The sequence below is a fragment of the Mesorhizobium sp. HAY1-8B genome (assembly GCF_056868045.1).
The window spans coordinates 2805567-2824665 of the sequence record NZ_CP200321.1 but is presented as its reverse complement, the minus strand read 5'-3'; the positions used below and the strand labels follow the sequence as shown (position 1 = coordinate 2824665).

Here is a 19099-nt window from a genome sequence, read left to right as displayed (position 1 = left end):
CCAGACCTTGTTTTGTTTGAAAGCGGTGGAGAAAGACAATGCCAGTCAAGATCGATGGTTTTCTGAAGGTTCCCGATATCAAGGGCCCAAGCACCCGCGACGGCCACTCGGACGAGATCGAAATCCATGGCGTCGATTACAAGATGGTCGCACCCTATGATCCGAATTCGCTCTCACGCCGTGGCCGCGTGTCCATGGGCATGATCAAGTTCACCAAACACTACGACAAGTCCTCGCCCTACCTGGCAAAGGCACTGTTCGAGAACAAGGCGCTCGATGAAGTGGTGTTCTCCGCACGGCGGACCATCGATGGCGAGACCAAGGACTACCTGGTCGTCACGCTCACCGACGCCTCGATCATGGAATACGACATGTCGCAGGCCGAGGATGAGGAAGACCTGATCCAGGAAGAGGTCAGCTTCGCCTACAAGAAGATCAAGTTCGTCTATGACGGCAATGATGAAGCCGAAATGGATGTCTATGTCGGCAAGTGAGGTTCGGCGGCCCGGCGCGGGCAAGCAGCAGATAGCGGGCAGCTTGCGGGCAAAAAGCGAGGCCGTCCAGCCATCGCTATGGGATCGTCTTGTCAACGACCTGCCGGGCCTGACCTCGGAGATAGACGGACTGCGCCGTGTCCTGCTGGACGAGCTTGGCGCGGACCGTCTCGACGCCTTCGTTGCCGGAAGTGCGCGGACCATCGACGCCGATGCGGAACTGACGCCCGACCAGAAACGGCGTCTGCATCGCCTGGCTTTCCAGACCCAGCACCGCGCCGAGATCGAAAGCCGTGGCGTGGTGGTATCGGCCCGCGTGCTCAGGGAGGCGGTGCGGCGCGACATCGAGGCTCTGTTCAACACCGAGCGTTTCGAGGCCACGCCGCTGCTTTCCGACCTGGAGAATGAGCAAGTGGCGGACAATCCGCCGTCGCTCGCCGATTTTCCGGAGGTCCGTCGAAGCGTGGTCAATTACGGCGTGCCCTCCTTCTCGGGCCGGTCCTCCCGCGACTTCGACCGCGACGTGCTGGCGCGCGAAATCCGCTCGGTGCTCGCCACCTTCGAGCCCCGCCTCAAGGAAAGCGCGACAAAGGTTACCGTCACCCTTGGCGACAAGACCGTGGGCCTGAAGATCGAGATCGATGCTGTGCTGATCATGACGCCCACACCGGAACGCATGCGCCTGCGCACCACCATCAATCTCGACAACGGCTTGGCGCGGACCGAAATTAGGGACGCCTGAGATGGATCGGGTTTTCGTCGAGTATTACGAGGAGGAACTGACCCATATCCGCGGCCTCGCGGCGGAATTCGCCGACATGCACCCGGCGGTGGCGCGCAACCTCTCGCTCGATACGGTGCCCTGCCCGGATCCTTATGTCGAACGGCTGCTGGACGGCGTCGCCTTCCTCGCCGCGCGCACCCGGCTGAAAGTCGACGCCGAGCGCTCGCGATTTTCGCGCAGCGTGCTCGACGTCCTCTATCCAGATCTGGTCACGCCGGCGCCGGCAACGGCTATGGCCGTGCTGAAACCTGGCCAGCAGGTGCAGACCATGCCCGCCGGCCACGTCGTCAAGCGCAACACGCGGCTGGTCTCCAGCCTGCAACCCGGCTTGTCGACGCGCTGCACTTTCTCCACCGCGCAGGACATGACGCTGTGGCCGATAGCGATCACTTCGGTCAGCTATTTTCAGGATCGCAGCGCGCTGGCCGCGGCCGGCATAGGACCGATCGGCGGTACCGGCGGCGAGGCGGCGCTGCGCCTGGCGCTGACGCGGACCGGAAAAGGCAAACTCGACGAATTGGCGCTCGACCAGCTTGACCTCTATTTTGCCGGACGCACCAAGGCGCCGCTTCTGTTCGACGCGATCTTCGGCGCCTGCGTGGCTGTTGGCGCGCGACCGGAAGGCAAGACCAACCGGCTGTCGCCCTTGCCGGCACCCGAAATGGTCGGCATCAGCGACGACGAGGCCTTGATGCCGCGCACCCGCCCGACATTCGAAGGGTACCGCCTGCTGCGCGAATACTTCGTCATGCCGGAGCGCTTTCACTATGTGCGGGTCCTGGGACTGCAGACCGTGGTGCGCAAATGCGAGGCCGGCCTGGAGATCATCTTCCTGTTCCGGCGCCCGGTGCCCGAACTCGCCGACCTAACGCCGGCGGATTTCGAACTTTTCGCGACGCCGATCATCAATTTGTTCGAGCGTGAGTGCAACGTCGTCGAGCTCGATCAACGCAAGACGCGGCAGGTGCTGCACGCCGACCGCACGCGGGCGCGCGACTTCGAGATTTATCGTGTCCTGCGGGTCGAGGATGCCGACAGTGAAGGCAGCGACGCCGAGATACCGGAGCTGTTTAGCCTCGGGCAGAACCGCAGCAGTGGCTGGGTCTATTCGACGGAACGGCGCCCACGCCGGGCGACGGAAGATGAGCGCAGCGACGGCCTGACCCGCACCTCTTATACCGGGGACGATGTTTTCCTGGCGGTGTCGCGGCCGCTTGGCAGTCCCGCGAACCGCCCGTTGAAGCGGCTCGACATCTTAGCGCTTTGCACCAACCGCGATCTGCCGATCCTCGATGACAATCCGACCTTGACACTGGAGGCCGGTGACCCGGTCGAATCCGTTCGGCTGCTCGGTGCGTTGCGCCCGCCACAGCCGGCCATCGCCGCGGCACTGCCCTCCGGGGCCGATGGCGAATCCCGGGCCGACGATCTCGCCTGGCGGCTGGTGGCGCAGCTCGCACTCAATTTCTTGAGCCTCGCCAAGGAAGGCCGCGGAGTCGATCCGCTGCATGCGCTGCTTGATCTTTATGCCGACCGGGGTGACCCGGGCCTTGCCCGCAACGTGCATTCGATCGTGCGCATAGACTCGCGGCCGGTGGTCGAACGGCTGCAGATCGATGGACCGATGTGCTTCGGGCGCGGCACTGAAGTGACGCTGCATGTCGATCAGTCGGTGCTGGCGGGGCAGAGCACCTTGCTGCTTTCGGCCTTGCTGGCGCGGCTGTTTGCCCGTCATGCCGGAATAAACGGCTTCGTGCGAACTCGCACGCGGCTGCTGCAGAAGCAGGAGGATGTGCCATGGCCGATGACGCCCGGCAATCGCTACCTGATCTAGACAAGACACCTGATCTGGACAGGACACCTGATCTGGACAGGACTGGCCCGGACCGGGCCGAAGGTCTGTCCGAAGCGTTCGACTTTTTCGAATTGCTGCGCCGTCTTGAACAGCGCAGCGGTCTGTTCGGCCATTCCGGACGGCCCGACCGCGAGCCCGCAAGGCTCGGCCAGCATGTGCGGCTGGCCTTTTCCGCGCGGGACCTGGTTCAATTCCGCGAAGCCAATGACAAGATGCCGGCCCGGGTCACGGTTGCAAATCTAGGCCTGTTGGGCCCCGAGGGCCCAATGCCATTGCATCTGACGCGCTGGGTGCTCGACCGCCTGTCGCAGCGCTGGTTCGCCGGCGCCGACGCACAGCAGACCAGCGACACGACCTTCGTGGACTTCGTCAACATCCTTCAGCACCGCATGATTGCCCTCTACTACCGGGCCTGGGCGGATGCGCATCCCGCTGTCCAGGTCGAGCGCGCGGTCGGTGGCCGCGTTCGCGCCATGCTTGAAGCGATGGCAGGGATCGGGCTTCCCGGCACCCAAAATCCTGATCTCGACACCGTCAAGCTTCGCCAGGCCGCGGCGCTCGCCAACCAGGTCGACGGCCCGGAAAGGCTGACGCTGTTCCTGGCGGAAGCGTTCAAGGTACCGGTTCAAATCAAGGAGTTCATCGCCGCCTGGATAACCATCCCAACCGGGCTCCAGACCCGCCTCGCAAAAGCCTATGCGGGACTCGGCCGGGGGGCGACCATCGGTCCGCGCGTTTTCAACCGCCAAAGTAGGATCGAACTGCGTGTCGGCCCTCTCGGTCTTGAGGAATTCAAGGCATTCCTGCCGGGAGGGCCGCGCCTCAAACTGTTCAAGCAGGCCGTTCGCGACATGGTCGGGGAAACGCTCGACGTTGACCTGCGCATCGTGCTGGCGCGTGAAGCCGTGCCGCCGCCTTGTATCGGAACGGTCCAGCTCGGCCGGACCGCCTGGCTTGCGCGGCCCACCGAAAGGGGGGATGCTGACGATCTGCGGCTGCGGACAATTGTCGGATGGCGGCCGGAAATGGCGGGGGGCGCGGCATGAGCCTGCTGCTGACGCTGGAGCAAGGGCCACGCACCCAGGCGGTACGGCAGACCCGGCTGGACGAAGGCGAGCTGGTGATCGGCCGCAGCGCCGACGCAGGCTGGCAGATCAACGATCCCGACATGTTCGTTTCCCGCGCCCATTGCAGGATCACGGGCGGGCGAGACGGCTATTTCGTCACCGACACGTCGAGCAGCGGGCTGTACATAAATGACTCCGACAGCCCGCTCGGTGCCGGCCAGTCGACGCGCCTTCAAAGCGGGATGCGGCTGAGACTTGGCGACTATGTCGTCCATGTCGACCTGCAGACGCCAACCGCCCAGGCACAAGCGGCCAGCCAGCCGGTTCCCGAACGCCTGCCGCCGGCATCGCGGGCGCCGCTAAGCATCGGCAGTGACGACTTCTTTTCCGCCAAGGTCGAGGAAGAGCCGCGACGGCCACGTCCGGTCGACCTGCCCAACCCGTTCGAGCAGCCGGTTGCGGGCGCGTTCGAGCGTGCCGCCTCCAGCCAGCGCAGCTCGCCTGCTTTCGATGACCCGTTCAGCCTCGATCCGGTTTCGACGCCTGTGTCCACGGGCGTTGGCCCTCATCCCGAAACTGGCCCGCCAAGCTTCGCGGACCCGTTCAGCCTCGACCCGGTGCCTCCCCTTAACGGGTCCACCGAACCTTCCGCCGGAAAGCCATCCGACTTCAAGGACGACTTTGGCTTCGGACCAGCCGCGGCGCCCAGTTCGACAAACGGCGCCGGCTCGAACGGACAGCGCATCGTCCCACGACCGCAATCCGCCAATCCTTGGGATCTGCCTGTGCAGGCAGCAGACGCCCCGCCTCCAGCGCGCACTGGTGCTGCCGCCAAACCCGCCCGCATGCCGGCAGCGGCACAGCTGGGCGACATGGCGCTTCGCTCCGCATTCCTGCGCGGCATGGGCGTCGAGGAAGCCGATTTCCCCGGGCGTGACAGCATCGCGGAAATGGAGAAATTTGGCCGTGAATACCGGCTGATGATGGAAGGCCTGATGCAGCTTCTGCGCAAGCGGGCCGAGGAAAAGGGCAACGCCCGCGTCGCCCAGACCATGGTCGGGGCTTCCGAAGTCAATCCGCTCAAGTTCCTGCCGACGGTCGACGACGCCATCGTCACGCTTATCGCCGAGCGCAGCCCCGGCTTTCTCGCCGGCGACGCGGCCATCGCCGACGCGATTCGCGATCTCGCGCAACATCACGTGCGCGCCTGGCGCGGCGTGCAGGCCGCCTTGCGCCGGATGGTCGACCGTTTTGATCCTGCAGTGATCGAGGAAGAGCTGAAATCGAATTCGGCGATCGGCACCCTGTTTTCGGGCGGGCGCGGCGCCAGGCTGTGGGAGCTCTACCAGAAACGCCATCGTGAAATCGCCGAGAGCGCGGAGAAAAGCTTCCTTGGCGAAATCGGCGCTGATTTCCGGGACGCATATGAGGAGGAGTGAGACATGATTGACCGACGCGAATTTATCGTTGCCCTGGGCGCGACCGGCCTGCTTACGGCTTGCCAGAGCGGTCCGCCAAAACCTTCGGTGATCACCGTTAACGTGTCCGGCGGGGCCGGCATGAACCCGGGACCAGGCGGCGGCGACCGGCCGGTGACTGTCCTCGTGATGCGGCTGCGCAGCGCCGGCAAATTCAATTCCGCCGACTACTTTGCCTTGCAGGGCGATGCCGGTACGGCGCTGGCAGGCGATCTTATCGGATCCGACCAGATTGCCGTCGGGCCGGGAAAATCCGCGTCCAAAACCATCACCGTCGAGCCGGATGCCACGGCGCTGGGCTTCGTTGCGCTGATCCGCGAGCCTACAGGCAGGAACTGGCGGACGACCAAGTCGGTGTCGCCGGGATCCAAATTCACGATCAATGTCACGCTTGGCAGCGGCGGTATTTCCGCCTAGCGGCCAAGGCAAGGAGAGCTCAATGCAGAGAGCAGCGGCATGAGCGATGCAAACAGGGTGCTGTGGTCCGAAGGGCTTTTCCTGCGGACCCAGCATTTCCAGCAGCAGGATCGTTTCTTCGAGGCGACGGTGCGCGGCGCGTTGCAGGCCGGGCAGTTGCATACGTTCGGCTTTCAACAGCTGACGCTGGATCAGGCGTTGCTCGACGCCGGCCAGGTCGCCATCCTGTCGGCACGGGGCATCTTCCCGGACGGGACACCTTTCGCCATTCCCGAGATGATGGACGCGCCGCGGCCGCTGCCGGTCACCTCCGATACGGCTGCGGGACCGGTGCTGGTCGCCTTGCCGCTGGAGCCGCCCGGCGGTGTCGGCTTCGATCCGGCACACGCCGCCGCCTCGGGAGCGCGCTATCACGGGCGGATCGTCTCGGTGCGCGACGCCGTCCAGGGCGGCTCAGACCCTGAAGAAATCGAAATCGCCCGGCCACAGGCGATGCTGCTGGCACCCGGCAAGTCGGTCGGTGGTTACACGGCCTTGCCGATCGCCGACCTCAAGGGGGTTCGAGCCGATGGCGGCGTCTCGCTGGACGAGACCTTCCTGCCGCCGACACTGGTGACCGGCGCGGTGGCCTGGTATCGCCAATTGCTGCTGGAAGTCGTCACGGGCCTCGACCAGATCGCCGAGGCGCATGGCAAGATGGTGATGGGCGGACCGGGGCGCAGCGTCGAAGACCTGCTGATGCTCAACCTCGCCAATGCGGCGCGGCCGCGACTGGCCCACATGCTGGCGCAGGATGTCTTCCATCCGGCCGAGCTTTACCTGGAGCTTGCCGGCCTCGCCGGTTCGATGGCGACCTACGGATCGAGCGCGCGGCGGCTGGGCGAATTGCCGGCTTACGATCACATGGCACCCGGGCCCGCCTATATGGCGCTCGCGGATGCGCTGCGCTCGCTCATCCTCAGCCTGCGCTACATCGAGCCGAAATCGCGGGCGCTGCCGGTCATGCGGCATTCGACCAATGTCTGGAAAATCCGCATCGACAATCCGAAGCTGCTGATCGCCAGCCGCATCGTCATCCGGGTCGGTTCAGAGTTGTCGGAAGACGCGCTGCGCAAGATCTTCGTCAACCAGGCGACTGTCGGTTCGGCCGACCAATTCGAGGGCCTGTGGAAATCGCGCCTGCCCGGCATTCCGCTGAAACCGCTTCACTCCCAGCCGCGCGAGATCCCTTACGACGGCGATCGGCTATGCCTTGAACTGGACCAGAAAAGCGAGCACTGGGCGTCGCTGCTCGATGCACCCGGCTTCGTCATCGGCGTTTCGGGCGTGTTGCCAAGCGAGCCGCAGGTGGACTGCTATTCGGTGAACAGGTGAGATGATGAGCCGCGATGATCCTTTCGGACTGTCGGAGGATCGCGAACGAACCCGCATACGGCTGACCGGCGCGCCGATGCCGCGGCCGATGGCGCCGCTCTTGCCGGGCACGGCGGTCAAGAGGTCGCGCACGCATCCGAACGCGCTTGTCAACGCGTTCGCGCCCTTGCTCGAATTCGCGCCCGAGCTTGAAAGCGCGCTGGCGCCGGAGAACCCGGAAGCGCTGCGCACCCGTCTGCTCGAAGAACTGGTTCGGGCACGCGACACGGCGATGGCTACGGGATCCTCGCTGGAGCGGGCCGACCAGGCAGCCTGGGTGGTGGCGGCGTTGCTCGACGATCTCGCCCTGAACACGCCGTGGGGCGGGGCCAGCGCCTGGCCGCGGCAGCCGCTCGTGGTCATGCTGCGCGGCGATGTCGATGCCGGCACGCAGTTCTTCACGCGTCTCGACGAACTGGAACGCCATCCCAACCGCGATCGCGAATTGCTGGAGCTGCAATATGACTGCATGGCGCTCGGCTTCCGCGGCAAATATCGCGTGCCCGGCCGGTCGGGCGACCGCTCGCTCAACGCCGTTCGCGTGGCCGCGGCACGCTTCCTGCGCGACGCCGACGCCGAAGGCGCACCCCTGTCGCCAAACTGGAAGGGCGTGATCGCCTCCGACGAGCCGCAGCGCTTCATCGTTCCGATCTGGGTCATGGCGCTCGGTGCGGCGGTTGTCGCCGCGGCCGTCCATATCGGGCTGTCGATGGGGCTGAGCAGTCAGGCGGTCGAGCTTTCAGCTCTTGTTCGGGCCCTGCCGCCGCCTGAACGCGGCGATATCAGCCGGACCTCGCCCAAGGTCGACGCCCCGCCGCCGGAGAAAGTGGATTTCGCGCTCTTGCCGGAATTCCAGGCCGGCGCGCCGGCCGGCCTCAAATCCGCACTCAGCGGCACCGAGAGCGTTTCGCTGGCCAAGCTGATCATCCAGGCCTCCAACCCCGAACTGTTCCAATCGTCGCGGCCGCAACTGAGCGACGGCTTCGAGCCGCTGATCGCTTCGATCGCCAAGGTGATCCTCGCCAATCAGGAGCTGATCGGGAACATCACGGTGATCGGTCATACGGACGGCGTGCCCCTGCAAAAGACCAATCCGCTGTCGACCAACCAGCGCCTGTCGGAGGCGCGCGCCCAGACGATCGCCGACATGCTGGTCCAGAACGGCGTGCCGCAGGACCGCGTCCGCTCCGAGGGCCGCGCCGCAACGGATCCGGTGGCCAGCGACAGCACGCGCGAAGGGCGAGCCTTGAATCGCCGCGTCGAGGTGCTCGTCGAAAAGAGGCTGTGAGATGTTCATCCTGCGCTTCCTCTGGGCGGTCCTGACATCGCGCTGGCTATGGACGCTGATCGGCATCACGCTGCTTTCCCTGGTCATCTGGGTGTTCGGCCCGATCGTCAGGGTCGGTCCCTATTCGCCTTTCGATTCCGACAATGTGCGCATTGCCATGATCGCGGGTCTGATCATCCTGTGGCTGATCTGGCTGATTATCGCGCAGCGCCGCGCCATCCGCGCCAACCGCCTGTTCGTCGCCGAGATCGCCGCGCCGGTTGCGGAGAAGCCGCTCGGCCCCGGCGAAGAGAATGTCGCCGCCGTAGGCGCCAAGTTCGCCGAGGTGATGGCGGAACTGAAACGCCGCAAGCTCGGCGGGCGCAAGTTCCTGCGCGAGATGCCTTGGTATGTGATCGTCGGGCCGCCAGCCACCGGCAAGACCACGGCCCTCAGGCAGTCCGGACTGAATTTCCCGATCGACCTCACGGACGATCTGCAAGGGGTCGGCGGTACGCGCAACTGCGACTGGTTCTTTTCCGAGAATGCCGTTCTGATCGACACCGCCGGCCGCTATGTCCAACAGGAAAGCCAGCCCGATGTCGACGCGGCGGAATGGCTGGGCTTCCTCGACCTTCTGAAGAAGCATCGCGGCCGCCGCGCGCTCAACGGCGTGATCGTCGCGCTTTCGATCGACGTGCTTTCAGAGGGCGATGAAGCCATCAAGGCACACGGCCGCAAGATCCGCCGGCGGCTGGCCGAACTCAACGACCGGCTCGAAATCCGCCTTCCGGTCTATCTGATGCTGACCAAGGCCGATCTGATCAAGGGTTTCGAGGCTTTCTTCGGCGGCCTGTCCACCGCCTCGCGCGAACAGGTCTGGGGAACGACCTTCGCGCTGGATGCGCGCGTCGATGCCAAGACCATCGAGCGGGAAATTTCAATACTGGCGACGGAACTCGAGCGGCGGCTGGTGCCGCGCCTGGAGGACGAGGACAAACTCGCCGCCCGCGCCGAGATCTTCAGGTTTCCAGCCCAGCTGTCCAGCCTGTCCGAACCGATCCAGGTTCTGGTCGAGGCGATGTTCGGCGAAAGCCGCTATGAAGAGGCGGCCTGGCTGCGCGGCCTCTATCTGACATCGGCGACGCAGGAAGGGGCGCCCATCGACCGGCTGACCGCAGCGCTGTCGTCGTCCTTCGGCCTGCCGCCACGGCGGGCCCTGCCCGCGCCAAGGGTCGAGAAACGCAGCTTCTTCCTGAAGAACCTGCTCACCGAAGTCATCTTCAAAGAGGCCGGCCTCGGCACGTTCGATCCGCTGGCGCAACGCCGCCGCGCCTGGATCTGGCGCGGTGCGGCGGCCGCGTGTGCCGCGGTCGCCTTGTTGGCCGCCGGGCTGTTCACCTGGTCCTATTTCGACAACCGCAACGCGATCACGGCGCAGGCAAGTCAGTTCGAGGCACTGCAGACACCGCTGACCTCCATTGCCGCAAACCCGGCATCGGTGCAGCAGCCGGCGATCGACGGCGCGCTCGAGGCGATGGACGCGGTCGCGAACGCCAGGACCCCACCGCCGGGAGCGCCCCAGGACCTGCTGGGGCCATCGGCCTCTGCCGAACTGGTGCGGGCGCAGACCGATACTTACGACCACGCCCTGCGCAACGTGCTCGAGCCAAGGATGGTGGCGCTGCTCGAGGCGACCATGTGGCGACAGATCCGCGATCCGGATTTCATGCTCGGCGCGCTCAAGACCTATCGCATGATGACCGGCCTGTCGCAGATGGACCCCGATTTCGCGCAGAACTGGTGGGTCAACAGCCTGCCGGAATTCGCGGCCGCGGCACCCTTCCCGACCGCCGATGCCGAAGAGCATCAGCTTGCCGCCATCCGCCGCATGGCGGTCGATGAAAGCTATGTCGCGCCTGACCAGGCGCTGGTCGCCGAAGCGCTGAAAACGGTGTGCACGATCTCGTTGCCAGCGCGTGCCTACAAGCAGTTGCTGGTCGATCCGGAGGTGGCCGGGCTCAAGGAGTGGATCCCGGCCAATTTTGCCGGCCCCAATGGCGGCAAGGTGTTTGCCCGGCGTTCCGACAAGACACTTCGCGTCGGCATTGCCGGAGCCTTCACCTATGCCGGCTTCCACGACGCCATTCTCGACCGCATCGACGATGTCGCCGCCCAGGCAGCGCTCGACCGCGCGGTTTTTGCCGGTGGCTGCTCGGAAAATTCCGAGACCTCGGTCTCGGCGCTGTCCGAGGATATTCTGAAGCTCTACTATGACGACTACATCGCGCAATGGGACAGCTTCCTGCGAGACATGCGGCTCGCCCCATTGACCGATCTCAATGTCGCCAGTGAGAATCTGAAGGATCTGTCGAGTGCCGATTCAGCCCTGAAACGTCTGCTGACGGCGGTCGTGCAGGAGACGGAACTGACGCGCTCCGACGAGGCGCCCTCCGACAACAAGGCGGCGGCGAAGGGCGCCTCCAAACTGCTCGGCAAGCTGGGAAAACTCGGCAAGCTGGCGACATCAGGTGCGAAACTGCTGCCGCGCGCCGGGTCGGCCACCGAGGTGGACCTGACCGGCAATCTGGTGGCCGAACATTTCAAGCCGCTGAAGAGCACCATTGCCGAGGTCGACGGCCAGCCGCCGGCGCTCGATGCCGCAGTTGTCGCGCTGACCGCGCTGTCGAATGTGCTACAGACGGTCAGCGCCAACCCCAATCCGCAGGATGCCATCAAGAAACAGGGCGGCCTTGCCGAACTGACGGGCGCGGTCGCCAGGCAGGCGCAGATCCTGCCCGACCCGATCAACGCCTGGCTCGGCGGCATTGCCGGTGACACCAGCAATCTGACGCAGAAGGCGGTCACTTCGGAGCTCAACGCCATCTGGCGCGCCGACATACTGCCGTTCTGCCAGGCGGCGCTGAACGACCGCTATCCGTTCAGCGCCGACAGCGCCGTGGACGTCAATGTGCGCGATTTCGCCCGCCTGTTCGGACCGGCCGGGCTGATCGACGGTTTCATCAACGACCACCTGATCAACTATGTCGACACCACCAGCCAGCCGTGGAAATGGCGCGCCGATTTCGGCCTCGATCCTTCGGCGCTGGCGGCGTTCGAGCAGGCCAGGCACATCCGTGACGATCTCTTTCCCGGAGGCACCGGGCCGGTGATGAGCTTCACGCTCGAACCGAAGGACCTGTCTCCCAACGTCACGCGCGTGACGCTCAACCTCGATGGCCAGACGCTGGTCTACTTCAACAACGCGACGCGGCCGCAACCGATGACATGGCCCGGCAAGGACGGCACCGGGGTCATTTCGCTCGCCTTCCAGCCGATCGACGGTTCGCCCGAAATCATGCTCAACGAGACCGGTAGCTGGGCGTGGCTGAGGCTGCTGCGCAACGGCCGTTTCGCCGGCACGTCGCTGTCCGATGTCTACAGCCTGCGCCTGGGCACGAAGGGAATGTGGGCCGATTTCGAACTCAAGGCCGCCAGCGTCGAGAACCCCTACAATCTGCAGATGTTCAAGAAATTCTCATGTCCGCCGCAGATATGACCTTGCCCGGCTTTTACGGCAAAATGCCCGCCACCGGCGATTTCGTGACGCGCCGGTTGTCGGGCGACTTTGTTCGCGGCTGGGACCGCTGGCTGGCACAGCATCTCGTGCCGCTGTTCGGCTCGGAATTTTGGCCGAGCACAAGCGCGCTGCGTTTTCTGGCTGGCCCGGCTTCCTTCGGCGCCTCGGCGGGCATCATCGTGCAAAGCGCCGACAGGGTGGGCAGGAAGTTCCCTCTGAGCGTTGTTGCGCAGCTTGCCGAAGCGCCCATTCAACTGGCTGCCGCCGAGGCGTGGTTTTCCGGCATCGAAGCGGCGGCCATCACCGCCCAGAACGGCGAGTTGACGCCGGACGAACTGGATACCGCGCTGGCCGGACTGCCAGTGCCATCCGTCGAGCCGGGCGACGAGATCATCAGCGGCATGGTGATGTGGACGGCCCGTTCGGACATTTTCGACATCGATCCGCAATCGCCACAGGCGGTTCTGGAGCAGATCCTCGCCGCCAGTTGGGAGACCAGCTGATGGACGAGGCGCCTTGGGCGGTGGCGCTGCCACGCGCGGCCGGGTGCCGCCACCCGGGACCGGTTGAAAGAGCGCGTTGATGTGGCTGTTGTCGAACCAGACGCCATTCGCCGTAGAGCGCAACTGGACACGCGACGAACGCGGCCATGAGGTCTGGCTCGTGGCGATCAAAGGCTCATTCGAGATCGATCCTGACGGCAAACAGACGCTGCTGAAAGACCAGACCCCGGTCACCAAGGCTCCGCTTCACGGCGCGGATCCAAACGAATTGCTGGACGAGAGCGATTTCAATATCGAAAAGAGACATACCGATGTGCTGATCGAGGGGCATGTTTACGCACCGGGCGGCCAGCCGAGCCTCGAAACCATCGCTCGTGTCAAGGTTGGTGATCTGGACAAGACCGTCAGGGTCAGCGGCGACCGTATCTTCGTGCCCGGCCCGGTTTCGGTTCGCATGAGCCGTCCGCAACCCTTTGTCCAGATGCCGATCAGCTGGCGCCGAACCTATGGTGGCATCGACATGGAGGCCTCGACGCCGGACTGGGATCAGCGCAATCCACTCGGCACTGGCTTTGCGGTGAACCCGCAAAGACTGGTCGGCAAGACCGCACCGAACTTTGAATATCCCGACGCACCCTATCGCGATCATCGAAGCGGCAAGCCGGCAGCTTTCGGTCCAGTGGCCCGGCATTGGCAGCCACGGGCAAGGCACGCCGGCACCTATGGCGAGGAGTGGAAGAAAACGCGGGACCCGCTTTTGCCGCATGATTTCAGCCGCCTGTATTATCAATGCGCCCCTGAAGACCAGCAGACCAAACTGCCGCTCGTCGGCTACGAGGACGTGCGTCTCGGCAACGTCACGGCTGACGGCTTCTGGCGGTTCCTGCTGCCGCGCGTGACGTTCGTGATCACCACCGAGTTTTACGGCAGGCCGGACCGAAGGCATGACGAGGCGTCGATCCACACACTGCGCATCAAACCCGATTTGCGGCAGTTCTCGATCACCTGGATGTCAATCCTGCCGGTCCCCTATGACGAGGAGCATTTGAAAAACACGACGGTGCGGCTGAAGAGGCGGATCGGTGTGTCACCGACAATCGCGGCCACCGGAGTGTGGTCGGCGGAGGATTCGTGATGGCGGAGGGCGCGGTCATCGTGGTGGTCGGCGTTGGCGCGCGCACGCCTCTCGGCTTCGACGCCGCGTCGAGCGCGGCAGCGGTGCGAGCCGGCCTTTCGTCCATCCAGGATCACCCTTTCATGGTCGACCGGTTCGGGGAATTGATGAAGGTAACGCGCGACACCGGGATCGATGTCACGCTCAAAGGTCCGGACCGTGCCGTTGAAATCGCAGTCTCGCCGGCGCTGGATGCGCTGCGGCCCTTGCTGGCGAGCACGCCGTCGATCGAGGTTTCGCTCATACTCTCCACCGGCGAACCCCGCCCGGGTCAACCGGAAGGCTTCGCAGCTGAAGTGAACTCCAAGCTGCGCAGGCGGCTTTCACAGCACGTCATGCTGGAGGGCGGGGGCTCGACCGCGGGCGGGCATGCCGGCGGTTTGCTGGCGATTTACCACGGGTGCAAGTTGCTGCGCGAAGGCAAGGCCAAGTTGTGCCTCGCCGGAGGGGTCGACACCTATCTCGAACCCGAAACGCTTGAATGGCTCGACGAGAACGGACAGCTGCATTCGGAAGGGAACATCTACGGATTCTGCCCTGGCGAAGCGGCGGGATTCTGCCTGTTGACCACATTGGCGACGGCGCGCGCGCTTGGTTTGCAATCACTACTCGAGGTTGTCGCGACGTCGGCCGCGGGTGAAGAAAACAGGATCAAGACGGAAACCGTGGTGCTTGGCGAGGGCTTGGGAGCGGCATTCCGGAATCTGTTCGAGGATGCGCCGGCAGACCCCGTCGATCGCATCATCTGCGACATGAACGGGGAACGTTACCGCGGAAACGAATATGGCTTCGCGGTGATCCGCAATCCCGGCCGCTTCCGAGACGCCGCTGATTTCGAAACCCCGGCCGACTGCTGGGGCGATGTAGGCGCGGCATCCGGGCCGCTTTACGTCAGCCTCGTCGCCGAGGCGCAAGCGCGTAACTACCAGAAAGGCCCGCTGTCGCTGATCTGGGCGAGTTCCGAGAACGGCTCGCGCGCAGCCGCCCTGCTCGGTTCACCGGGCGTCCGGCCGAGTTCCGGTGCCGACGGCCCCCGGCCTACTGCACGGTAGGCAAGGTCAGCCATTTCGAATCGGCCGAGAAGCGGTGAAGCCACTCGTCGGCGGATTCGGGGTTGGATATGAAACCGTCGCCGACCAGCGGGCCGACGCCGTTGAGGACAAAACCGTCCATCACTTTGGCCATTTGCTGATAGGCAAGCACCTTCCTGGCTAGCCGGTTTCTATCGAGCGAGTCGGGCTCGGCCGCCAACATGAACACCGTTCCGAACCGTTGCTCGAATATGGCGATATCGGCGTCCGCACGAAGGTCCTTGATGCGGGCAGCCACGCCGGCGTCGTCCTTGAAGGGCGCGCCCAACAGGTTGAGCCAACATGGTGATTTCAGTTCGCTTCGCATCCGGAACGGAATGAGGTCGAGCATGTCGATATCGACGCCCCAGAACCGTCGGGCCTTGGCGTAGATTTCGGTGAAGGCCTCGTCCTTTTTGTCCCTCGCGAAGGCGAAGACAGGCCCGCCATGCCCTGAATAGATATCTATTCGATCCGCCAGGGTGCGCAGAAGACGCGTCAATTGCTCGACGGGAAAATCCAACGGAAAGAGAAAACGGACATACCAGGCCAACCCCAGCGATCGTCGCTTCATCGCCTCGATGTTGAGGCTGAATGTTCCCCGATCATCGTCGATCTCACAACCGTCCCAAAGCTGGGCCTCCAGGCCCCTGCCCTCGCGGATCCGCTTCCTTGCCGCTTCGAAGAACCGATAGTTCGATCGGCCGGCGCTTCGCGCCGATTGCGTCAGAACCGGATCCGCGACCGCTGACCAGAAGGGCAATTCCGCTATCTTGAACAGCTTGATGCGGCTCTTCGGGCACACAGCCTCATATACATCCAGAATCCAGTCGAAATCGTCGACCGTCAATCGTTTCGGGTAGATCACAACCTCAAGCAGGATCTTGTTGAGTGGTGCATCGTCGACCACTCTCGATCGCAAGAGCGCTGCGGGAAATCCCGGCAAGGATTTTCCTGGATCACTGTTCGTCGGCATCGCTGCGGTCCGCACCTTCGCGCTCCACTTCGATGGAGTGCCTCAATGATTTCAGGAATTCGATAAGGTATTCGTCAAAATCAGCGTATTCGCGCGTCAGCTTTCCGTCCTCATACTCCTTGAACGTCGCCTTGCCGTCCGAACCCTCCTGCGGCGGCCACATGAACAGGTAGTTGTTGGTGTCCTCGCCCAGCACAACGGCGACGGCGTCGTCGGCCGGGTTCTCGTCACCAAAGTCCTCGAACACTTCCCAGACCATCTCGAGCGTGTCCTCGAACCATTCCTCGTTGCTTCCTCTCGTCCCCAGGATCGCGGCGTCGCCGTCGAAGTCGGTCCAGCCGTCATGCATCAAGAGGAACTCGCGATAGGACGGCTCGATGGGGAACCCGCATTTCTTCTCGAAGCGTGCGATGTCCTTTTCCGTTGCCGGCTTCGACGGCGGATCGGTCATGTCCTCATCCAGAGTCAGCATGTCGAGCTCCCGCTTGGCCTCCAAAAGCTGGGCCACAAGATCCGTGCGCTCCCGATCGTTCAGCATGGCAGCTCCATCAGCAGCAGTCCCCGCGAACGCCCGTATGTCGGTTTGGACCGCTCGTTTTCAGATCGCTCATCGCACCACCGATCCATTTGTTCGGCCGGCGTGACATCCAACGAAGATTGGATCCCCGGGTAGGATGGCCGTTGTGCTGGATTTCCTGGACGTGATCCGGGCTGAACAGCCTGTATTTTGGCCGCGTGCTCTCGGCCTTCTCCTTGAGCTTCTTCTGACAGTCCGGGGAAACGTCGTGGAACCCCATGTCCTCGGGCTTTCCTTCCCCGCCCGGCCCCTTGCCCAGCCTGGCGTAGCGCTTGATCGACTTGCAGACGTTGTTGCCGGAATTTCTCGTTCCGTCGCCATCCGGCCCGTATCTCTTGCCGGCCTGCTTGACCTCGGTGAACTCCGAACTCTTTCTGCCCTTGAGCGCGGCATCGTACGCCTTGATCTTGGCGCATATCTCTTCCAGCTCGCACTCGTCGTATTTCTTGCGCGGCTTTCCGGATTTCGTTTTTCCCTTCGGCGCATCTTCGCACAGGATCACCAAAACCGTGCCTTCGGTCTTGCTCCGGGGATCCACATTGCCCCCAAGATCCACCGTATTCTTGTCGTTGTGAAACTTCTTGTCCGTGTGTCGGCAGGCGTTCTGACCGTCCATTTTCACGTCGAAAGAGTAGGTGATCCAGTCCGTCGCCTTCATGTTGACGTTGGATTTTACGCCGCCAACGGTGCCGGGTTCATCACCATTGCTTCGGCTGTAGTGGGATCCCTTGATGGCAATCATCTTGCCCTTTGCGAACACCGTCGTCGTTCCATCGGAGAGCGATGATTGTTCCGCGATATTGGGGTAGGGAAGCGGGACAGGCCCGCCGGGGCTTGGCGTCTTGCAGACATCCGGGATTGTCGCCATAGAGAGGCCGACCGTGCCCTTGTAGGTCAGGCCAAGGTTGTTGACGGAGATGTGTGACGGCATCGCCTTACAGCCCCTTTGCCCAATCCTTCACCCGGTCCGCTACTGGCAGGTAGGGTGGGTTGTCCTCGAAATACGTCGCGAAGGCGTCGCCGAGCACTTCCGGCTCGACGGAAAACAAGCTGTCCTCCAGCCGCGCCTCGGGAAACAATTCTAAAAACGCCGCCCCCGCGGGCACCGCCAGCGCCGGTGTGCGCATCTGGTGGATGAGCCAGTGCAGGAGGGTGCGGTCGCCGAGCATACCCGCGCCCCGCACGGCCAAGGGCGCGGTTTCCGGCGTCTTGAGCAATCCACCCATCCAGCCGCGCACATCCTTGTCCGGCTCGGCCTTGACCACCGCGCGCAAGGCCATCATCGCATCGGGACCACCACTGACCGCCACCTTCCGCAATTCAGGGCTGGCCAGATCCCCTGAGCCAAGTTCGGTCAGCGCCCAGGCGGCCCAGAACCGCGACTTCTCGTCGGCATTATTCAAGGCGGCTCTCAGTTCCTCCACAAGGTCCGCACGTTTCAGCTTTCCGGCGAGATGCAGGCTGGTGGCGCGAACCCGTGCATCCGGATCGCGGACCAGTCGAACCAGCATCTGCCTGGGATCGACATTGTGCCCAAGGCAGGCGGATACGCCGAGAAATCGCTTGAACGCATCCGGCGCTCCGATCCAGTCCCGCACCAAGGGGGCGATCGTTGTCGGCTCGTGCCAGGCCAGCGCACCGATCAGCCCGCGAGCGTCGTCGCTACCTTGACGGCCGAACTCGACGGCCTCGGCAACACGGCGACCATCGGTCTGCTCGATCCCCATCCATCCGTAGAGGAACAGTTCGCCCTTTTCAGGGAAGTCCTCATAAGCCCGCACGATATATGGCCAGGCGGACGGACCCGCGATGCGCAAACCATCAAGGTTGGCCTCCAGACGCCTGTCGACACCGGCGACCACATCGACATCGGGCGGGTCGCTCTCCATCAACGTGTCGCGCTGCGCCCAGAAGAACGCGGCCTGCTCGGCATGTTGCCGAACAATATCCCGCACTATTCGCCGCTCCGGCGCACCTTCCGCTTTCGGTTTGCCCTGTGCCGCCAACATCAGTTGAGATCGATCGATCCGCCCCGGATACGATTGGCGGCGCTGGCCTGGCTGGTGACATAGGTGCCGCGAATGGTGATGCGGCCGTCTTTTTCCATCAGGATCGCCGCCTCGCCGCAGCGCAACTCGATACGCTCCTTGCCCATAATTCGCACGGTCTCGCCGTCGCGAATGATCTGCGGCGAGGCCGCGTTGCGGGCCGGCTCGACTACCCGCCCGACAATCAAGGGACGACCCGGATTGCCATCCTGAAACAGCAATGCGACTTCGGCACCGATCATATCGGAGCTGAGTTCGGTCAGGCTGCGGGCCGGGATGGCTGTCTCTTCTGGATTGCCGGGGAAGACGACAAGCGGCGCACCTTCGCCGAACCCCAGGAAAATCCCGATCACGACCCCTTCGATACGCTCACGTGTTTCGACCATCGTCACATCC

The 19099-nt window shown here is 63.9% G+C and carries 17 protein-coding genes; 12 read left to right on the top strand and 5 right to left on the bottom strand.

What is annotated here, in order from left to right:
• The first annotated feature begins 38 nt into the window (after positions 1-38).
• From AC1VON_RS13265 to AC1VON_RS13210, 12 genes are all read left to right on the top strand, one after another.
• Positions 39-494 carry an Hcp family type VI secretion system effector gene (locus AC1VON_RS13265; protein ID WP_172351723.1) on the top strand — a complete coding sequence of 152 codons (456 nt, stop codon included), beginning with the start codon at positions 39-41 and terminating at the stop codon, positions 492-494.
• Positions 481-1236, top strand: a complete 756-nt coding sequence (gene tssE / locus AC1VON_RS13260) for a type VI secretion system baseplate subunit TssE (protein WP_483126327.1) — start codon at positions 481-483, stop codon at positions 1234-1236. Before AC1VON_RS13265 ends, tssE begins: the two co-directional genes overlap by 14 nt.
• 1 nt (position 1237) lies before the next feature.
• The gene (gene tssF, locus AC1VON_RS13255; protein ID WP_483123191.1) at positions 1238-3112 is read left to right on the top strand and encodes a type VI secretion system baseplate subunit TssF; all 1875 of its coding nucleotides are present in this window, start codon (positions 1238-1240) and stop codon (positions 3110-3112) included.
• Complete coding sequence (tssG, locus tag AC1VON_RS13250) at positions 3076-4179, top strand: type VI secretion system baseplate subunit TssG (RefSeq protein WP_483123189.1); 1104 nt, start codon at positions 3076-3078, stop codon at positions 4177-4179. Before tssF ends, tssG begins: the two co-directional genes overlap by 37 nt.
• The gene (tagH, locus tag AC1VON_RS13245) at positions 4176-5639 is read left to right on the top strand and encodes a type VI secretion system-associated FHA domain protein TagH (protein ID WP_483123186.1); all 1464 of its coding nucleotides are present in this window, start codon (positions 4176-4178) and stop codon (positions 5637-5639) included. Before tssG ends, tagH begins: the two co-directional genes overlap by 4 nt.
• Positions 5640-5642: 3 nt before the next feature.
• Positions 5643-6095, top strand: a complete 453-nt coding sequence (gene tssJ, locus AC1VON_RS13240; RefSeq protein ID WP_483123182.1) for a type VI secretion system lipoprotein TssJ — start codon at positions 5643-5645, stop codon at positions 6093-6095.
• Positions 6096-6134: 39 nt separating this feature from the next.
• Positions 6135-7469 (top strand): type VI secretion system baseplate subunit TssK, encoded by a 1335-nt coding sequence (gene tssK, locus AC1VON_RS13235; RefSeq protein WP_483123179.1) that lies wholly within the window; start codon positions 6135-6137, stop codon positions 7467-7469.
• Positions 7470-7473: 4 nt separating this feature from the next.
• On the top strand, positions 7474-8796 hold the full coding sequence (icmH, locus tag AC1VON_RS13230; RefSeq protein WP_172351729.1) for a type IVB secretion system protein IcmH/DotU: 1323 nt from the start codon (positions 7474-7476) through the stop codon (positions 8794-8796).
• Between the two features lies 1 nt (position 8797).
• Positions 8798-12334: a type VI secretion system membrane subunit TssM gene (gene tssM, locus AC1VON_RS13225; RefSeq protein ID WP_483123173.1), complete on the top strand. Its 3537-nt coding sequence runs from the start codon at positions 8798-8800 to the stop codon at positions 12332-12334.
• Positions 12316-12858 (top strand): type VI secretion system-associated protein TagF, encoded by a 543-nt coding sequence (gene tagF / locus AC1VON_RS13220; protein WP_483123170.1) that lies wholly within the window; start codon positions 12316-12318, stop codon positions 12856-12858. The genes tssM and tagF overlap by 19 nt, the downstream gene beginning before the upstream one ends.
• Positions 12859-12937: 79 nt before the next feature.
• A complete protein-coding gene (locus AC1VON_RS13215) occupies positions 12938-13993 on the top strand; it encodes a DUF2169 family type VI secretion system accessory protein (protein ID WP_172351731.1) in 1056 nt (351 codons plus the stop codon).
• Positions 13993-15084 (top strand): beta-ketoacyl synthase N-terminal-like domain-containing protein, encoded by a 1092-nt coding sequence (locus tag AC1VON_RS13210; RefSeq protein WP_483123165.1) that lies wholly within the window; start codon positions 13993-13995, stop codon positions 15082-15084. The genes AC1VON_RS13215 and AC1VON_RS13210 overlap by 1 nt, the downstream gene beginning before the upstream one ends.
• Here the strand turns inward: AC1VON_RS13210 and AC1VON_RS13205 are convergent.
• The 5 genes from AC1VON_RS13205 to AC1VON_RS13185 form a co-directional block, all read right to left on the bottom strand.
• Positions 15071-16048: a type VI immunity family protein gene (locus AC1VON_RS13205; protein ID WP_483123161.1), complete on the bottom strand. Its 978-nt coding sequence runs from the start codon at positions 16046-16048 to the stop codon at positions 15071-15073. The genes AC1VON_RS13210 and AC1VON_RS13205 overlap by 14 nt on opposite strands.
• 13 nt (positions 16049-16061) lie before the next feature.
• Entirely contained in the window at positions 16062-16616 is a 555-nt protein-coding gene (locus tag AC1VON_RS13200) for an SMI1/KNR4 family protein (protein ID WP_483123158.1), read from the bottom strand.
• 10 nt (positions 16617-16626) lie between these two features.
• Positions 16627-17523: a DUF4150 domain-containing protein gene (locus AC1VON_RS13195; RefSeq protein ID WP_245303325.1), complete on the bottom strand. Its 897-nt coding sequence runs from the start codon at positions 17521-17523 to the stop codon at positions 16627-16629.
• A 67-nt stretch (positions 17524-17590) separates the two neighbouring features.
• Complete coding sequence (locus AC1VON_RS13190) at positions 17591-18664, bottom strand: HEAT repeat domain-containing protein (RefSeq protein ID WP_172351736.1); 1074 nt, start codon at positions 18662-18664, stop codon at positions 17591-17593.
• Entirely contained in the window at positions 18664-19089 is a 426-nt protein-coding gene (locus AC1VON_RS13185) for a DUF6484 domain-containing protein (protein WP_483123153.1), read from the bottom strand. The genes AC1VON_RS13190 and AC1VON_RS13185 overlap by 1 nt, the downstream gene beginning before the upstream one ends.
• Positions 19090-19099: the final 10 nt, after the last annotated feature.

Bases quoted from the DNA above. Each gene is read 5' to 3' on its own strand.
- AC1VON_RS13195 (WP_245303325.1), bottom strand. From the start codon at position 17,523: ATGGCGACAATCCCGGATGTCTGCAAGACGCCAAGCCCCGGCGGGCCT.
- tagH (WP_483123186.1), top strand. From the start codon at position 4,176: ATGAGCCTGCTGCTGACGCTGGAGCAAGGGCCACGCACCCAGGCGGTA.
- tssM (WP_483123173.1), top strand. From the start codon at position 8,798: ATGTTCATCCTGCGCTTCCTCTGGGCGGTCCTGACATCGCGCTGGCTA.
- tssJ (WP_483123182.1), top strand. From the start codon at position 5,643: ATGATTGACCGACGCGAATTTATCGTTGCCCTGGGCGCGACCGGCCTG.
- tssG (WP_483123189.1), top strand. From the start codon at position 3,076: ATGGCCGATGACGCCCGGCAATCGCTACCTGATCTAGACAAGACACCT.
- AC1VON_RS13200 (WP_483123158.1), bottom strand. From the start codon at position 16,616: ATGCTGAACGATCGGGAGCGCACGGATCTTGTGGCCCAGCTTTTGGAG.
- tssE (WP_483126327.1), top strand. From the start codon at position 481: ATGTCGGCAAGTGAGGTTCGGCGGCCCGGCGCGGGCAAGCAGCAGATA.
- AC1VON_RS13190 (WP_172351736.1), bottom strand. From the start codon at position 18,664: ATGTTGGCGGCACAGGGCAAACCGAAAGCGGAAGGTGCGCCGGAGCGG.
- AC1VON_RS13185 (WP_483123153.1), bottom strand. From the start codon at position 19,089: ATGGTCGAAACACGTGAGCGTATCGAAGGGGTCGTGATCGGGATTTTC.
- icmH (WP_172351729.1), top strand. From the start codon at position 7,474: ATGAGCCGCGATGATCCTTTCGGACTGTCGGAGGATCGCGAACGAACC.
- tssK (WP_483123179.1), top strand. From the start codon at position 6,135: ATGAGCGATGCAAACAGGGTGCTGTGGTCCGAAGGGCTTTTCCTGCGG.
- AC1VON_RS13265 (WP_172351723.1), top strand. From the start codon at position 39: ATGCCAGTCAAGATCGATGGTTTTCTGAAGGTTCCCGATATCAAGGGC.
- AC1VON_RS13210 (WP_483123165.1), top strand. From the start codon at position 13,993: ATGGCGGAGGGCGCGGTCATCGTGGTGGTCGGCGTTGGCGCGCGCACG.
- tagF (WP_483123170.1), top strand. From the start codon at position 12,316: ATGTCCGCCGCAGATATGACCTTGCCCGGCTTTTACGGCAAAATGCCC.
- AC1VON_RS13215 (WP_172351731.1), top strand. From the start codon at position 12,938: ATGTGGCTGTTGTCGAACCAGACGCCATTCGCCGTAGAGCGCAACTGG.
- tssF (WP_483123191.1), top strand. From the start codon at position 1,238: ATGGATCGGGTTTTCGTCGAGTATTACGAGGAGGAACTGACCCATATC.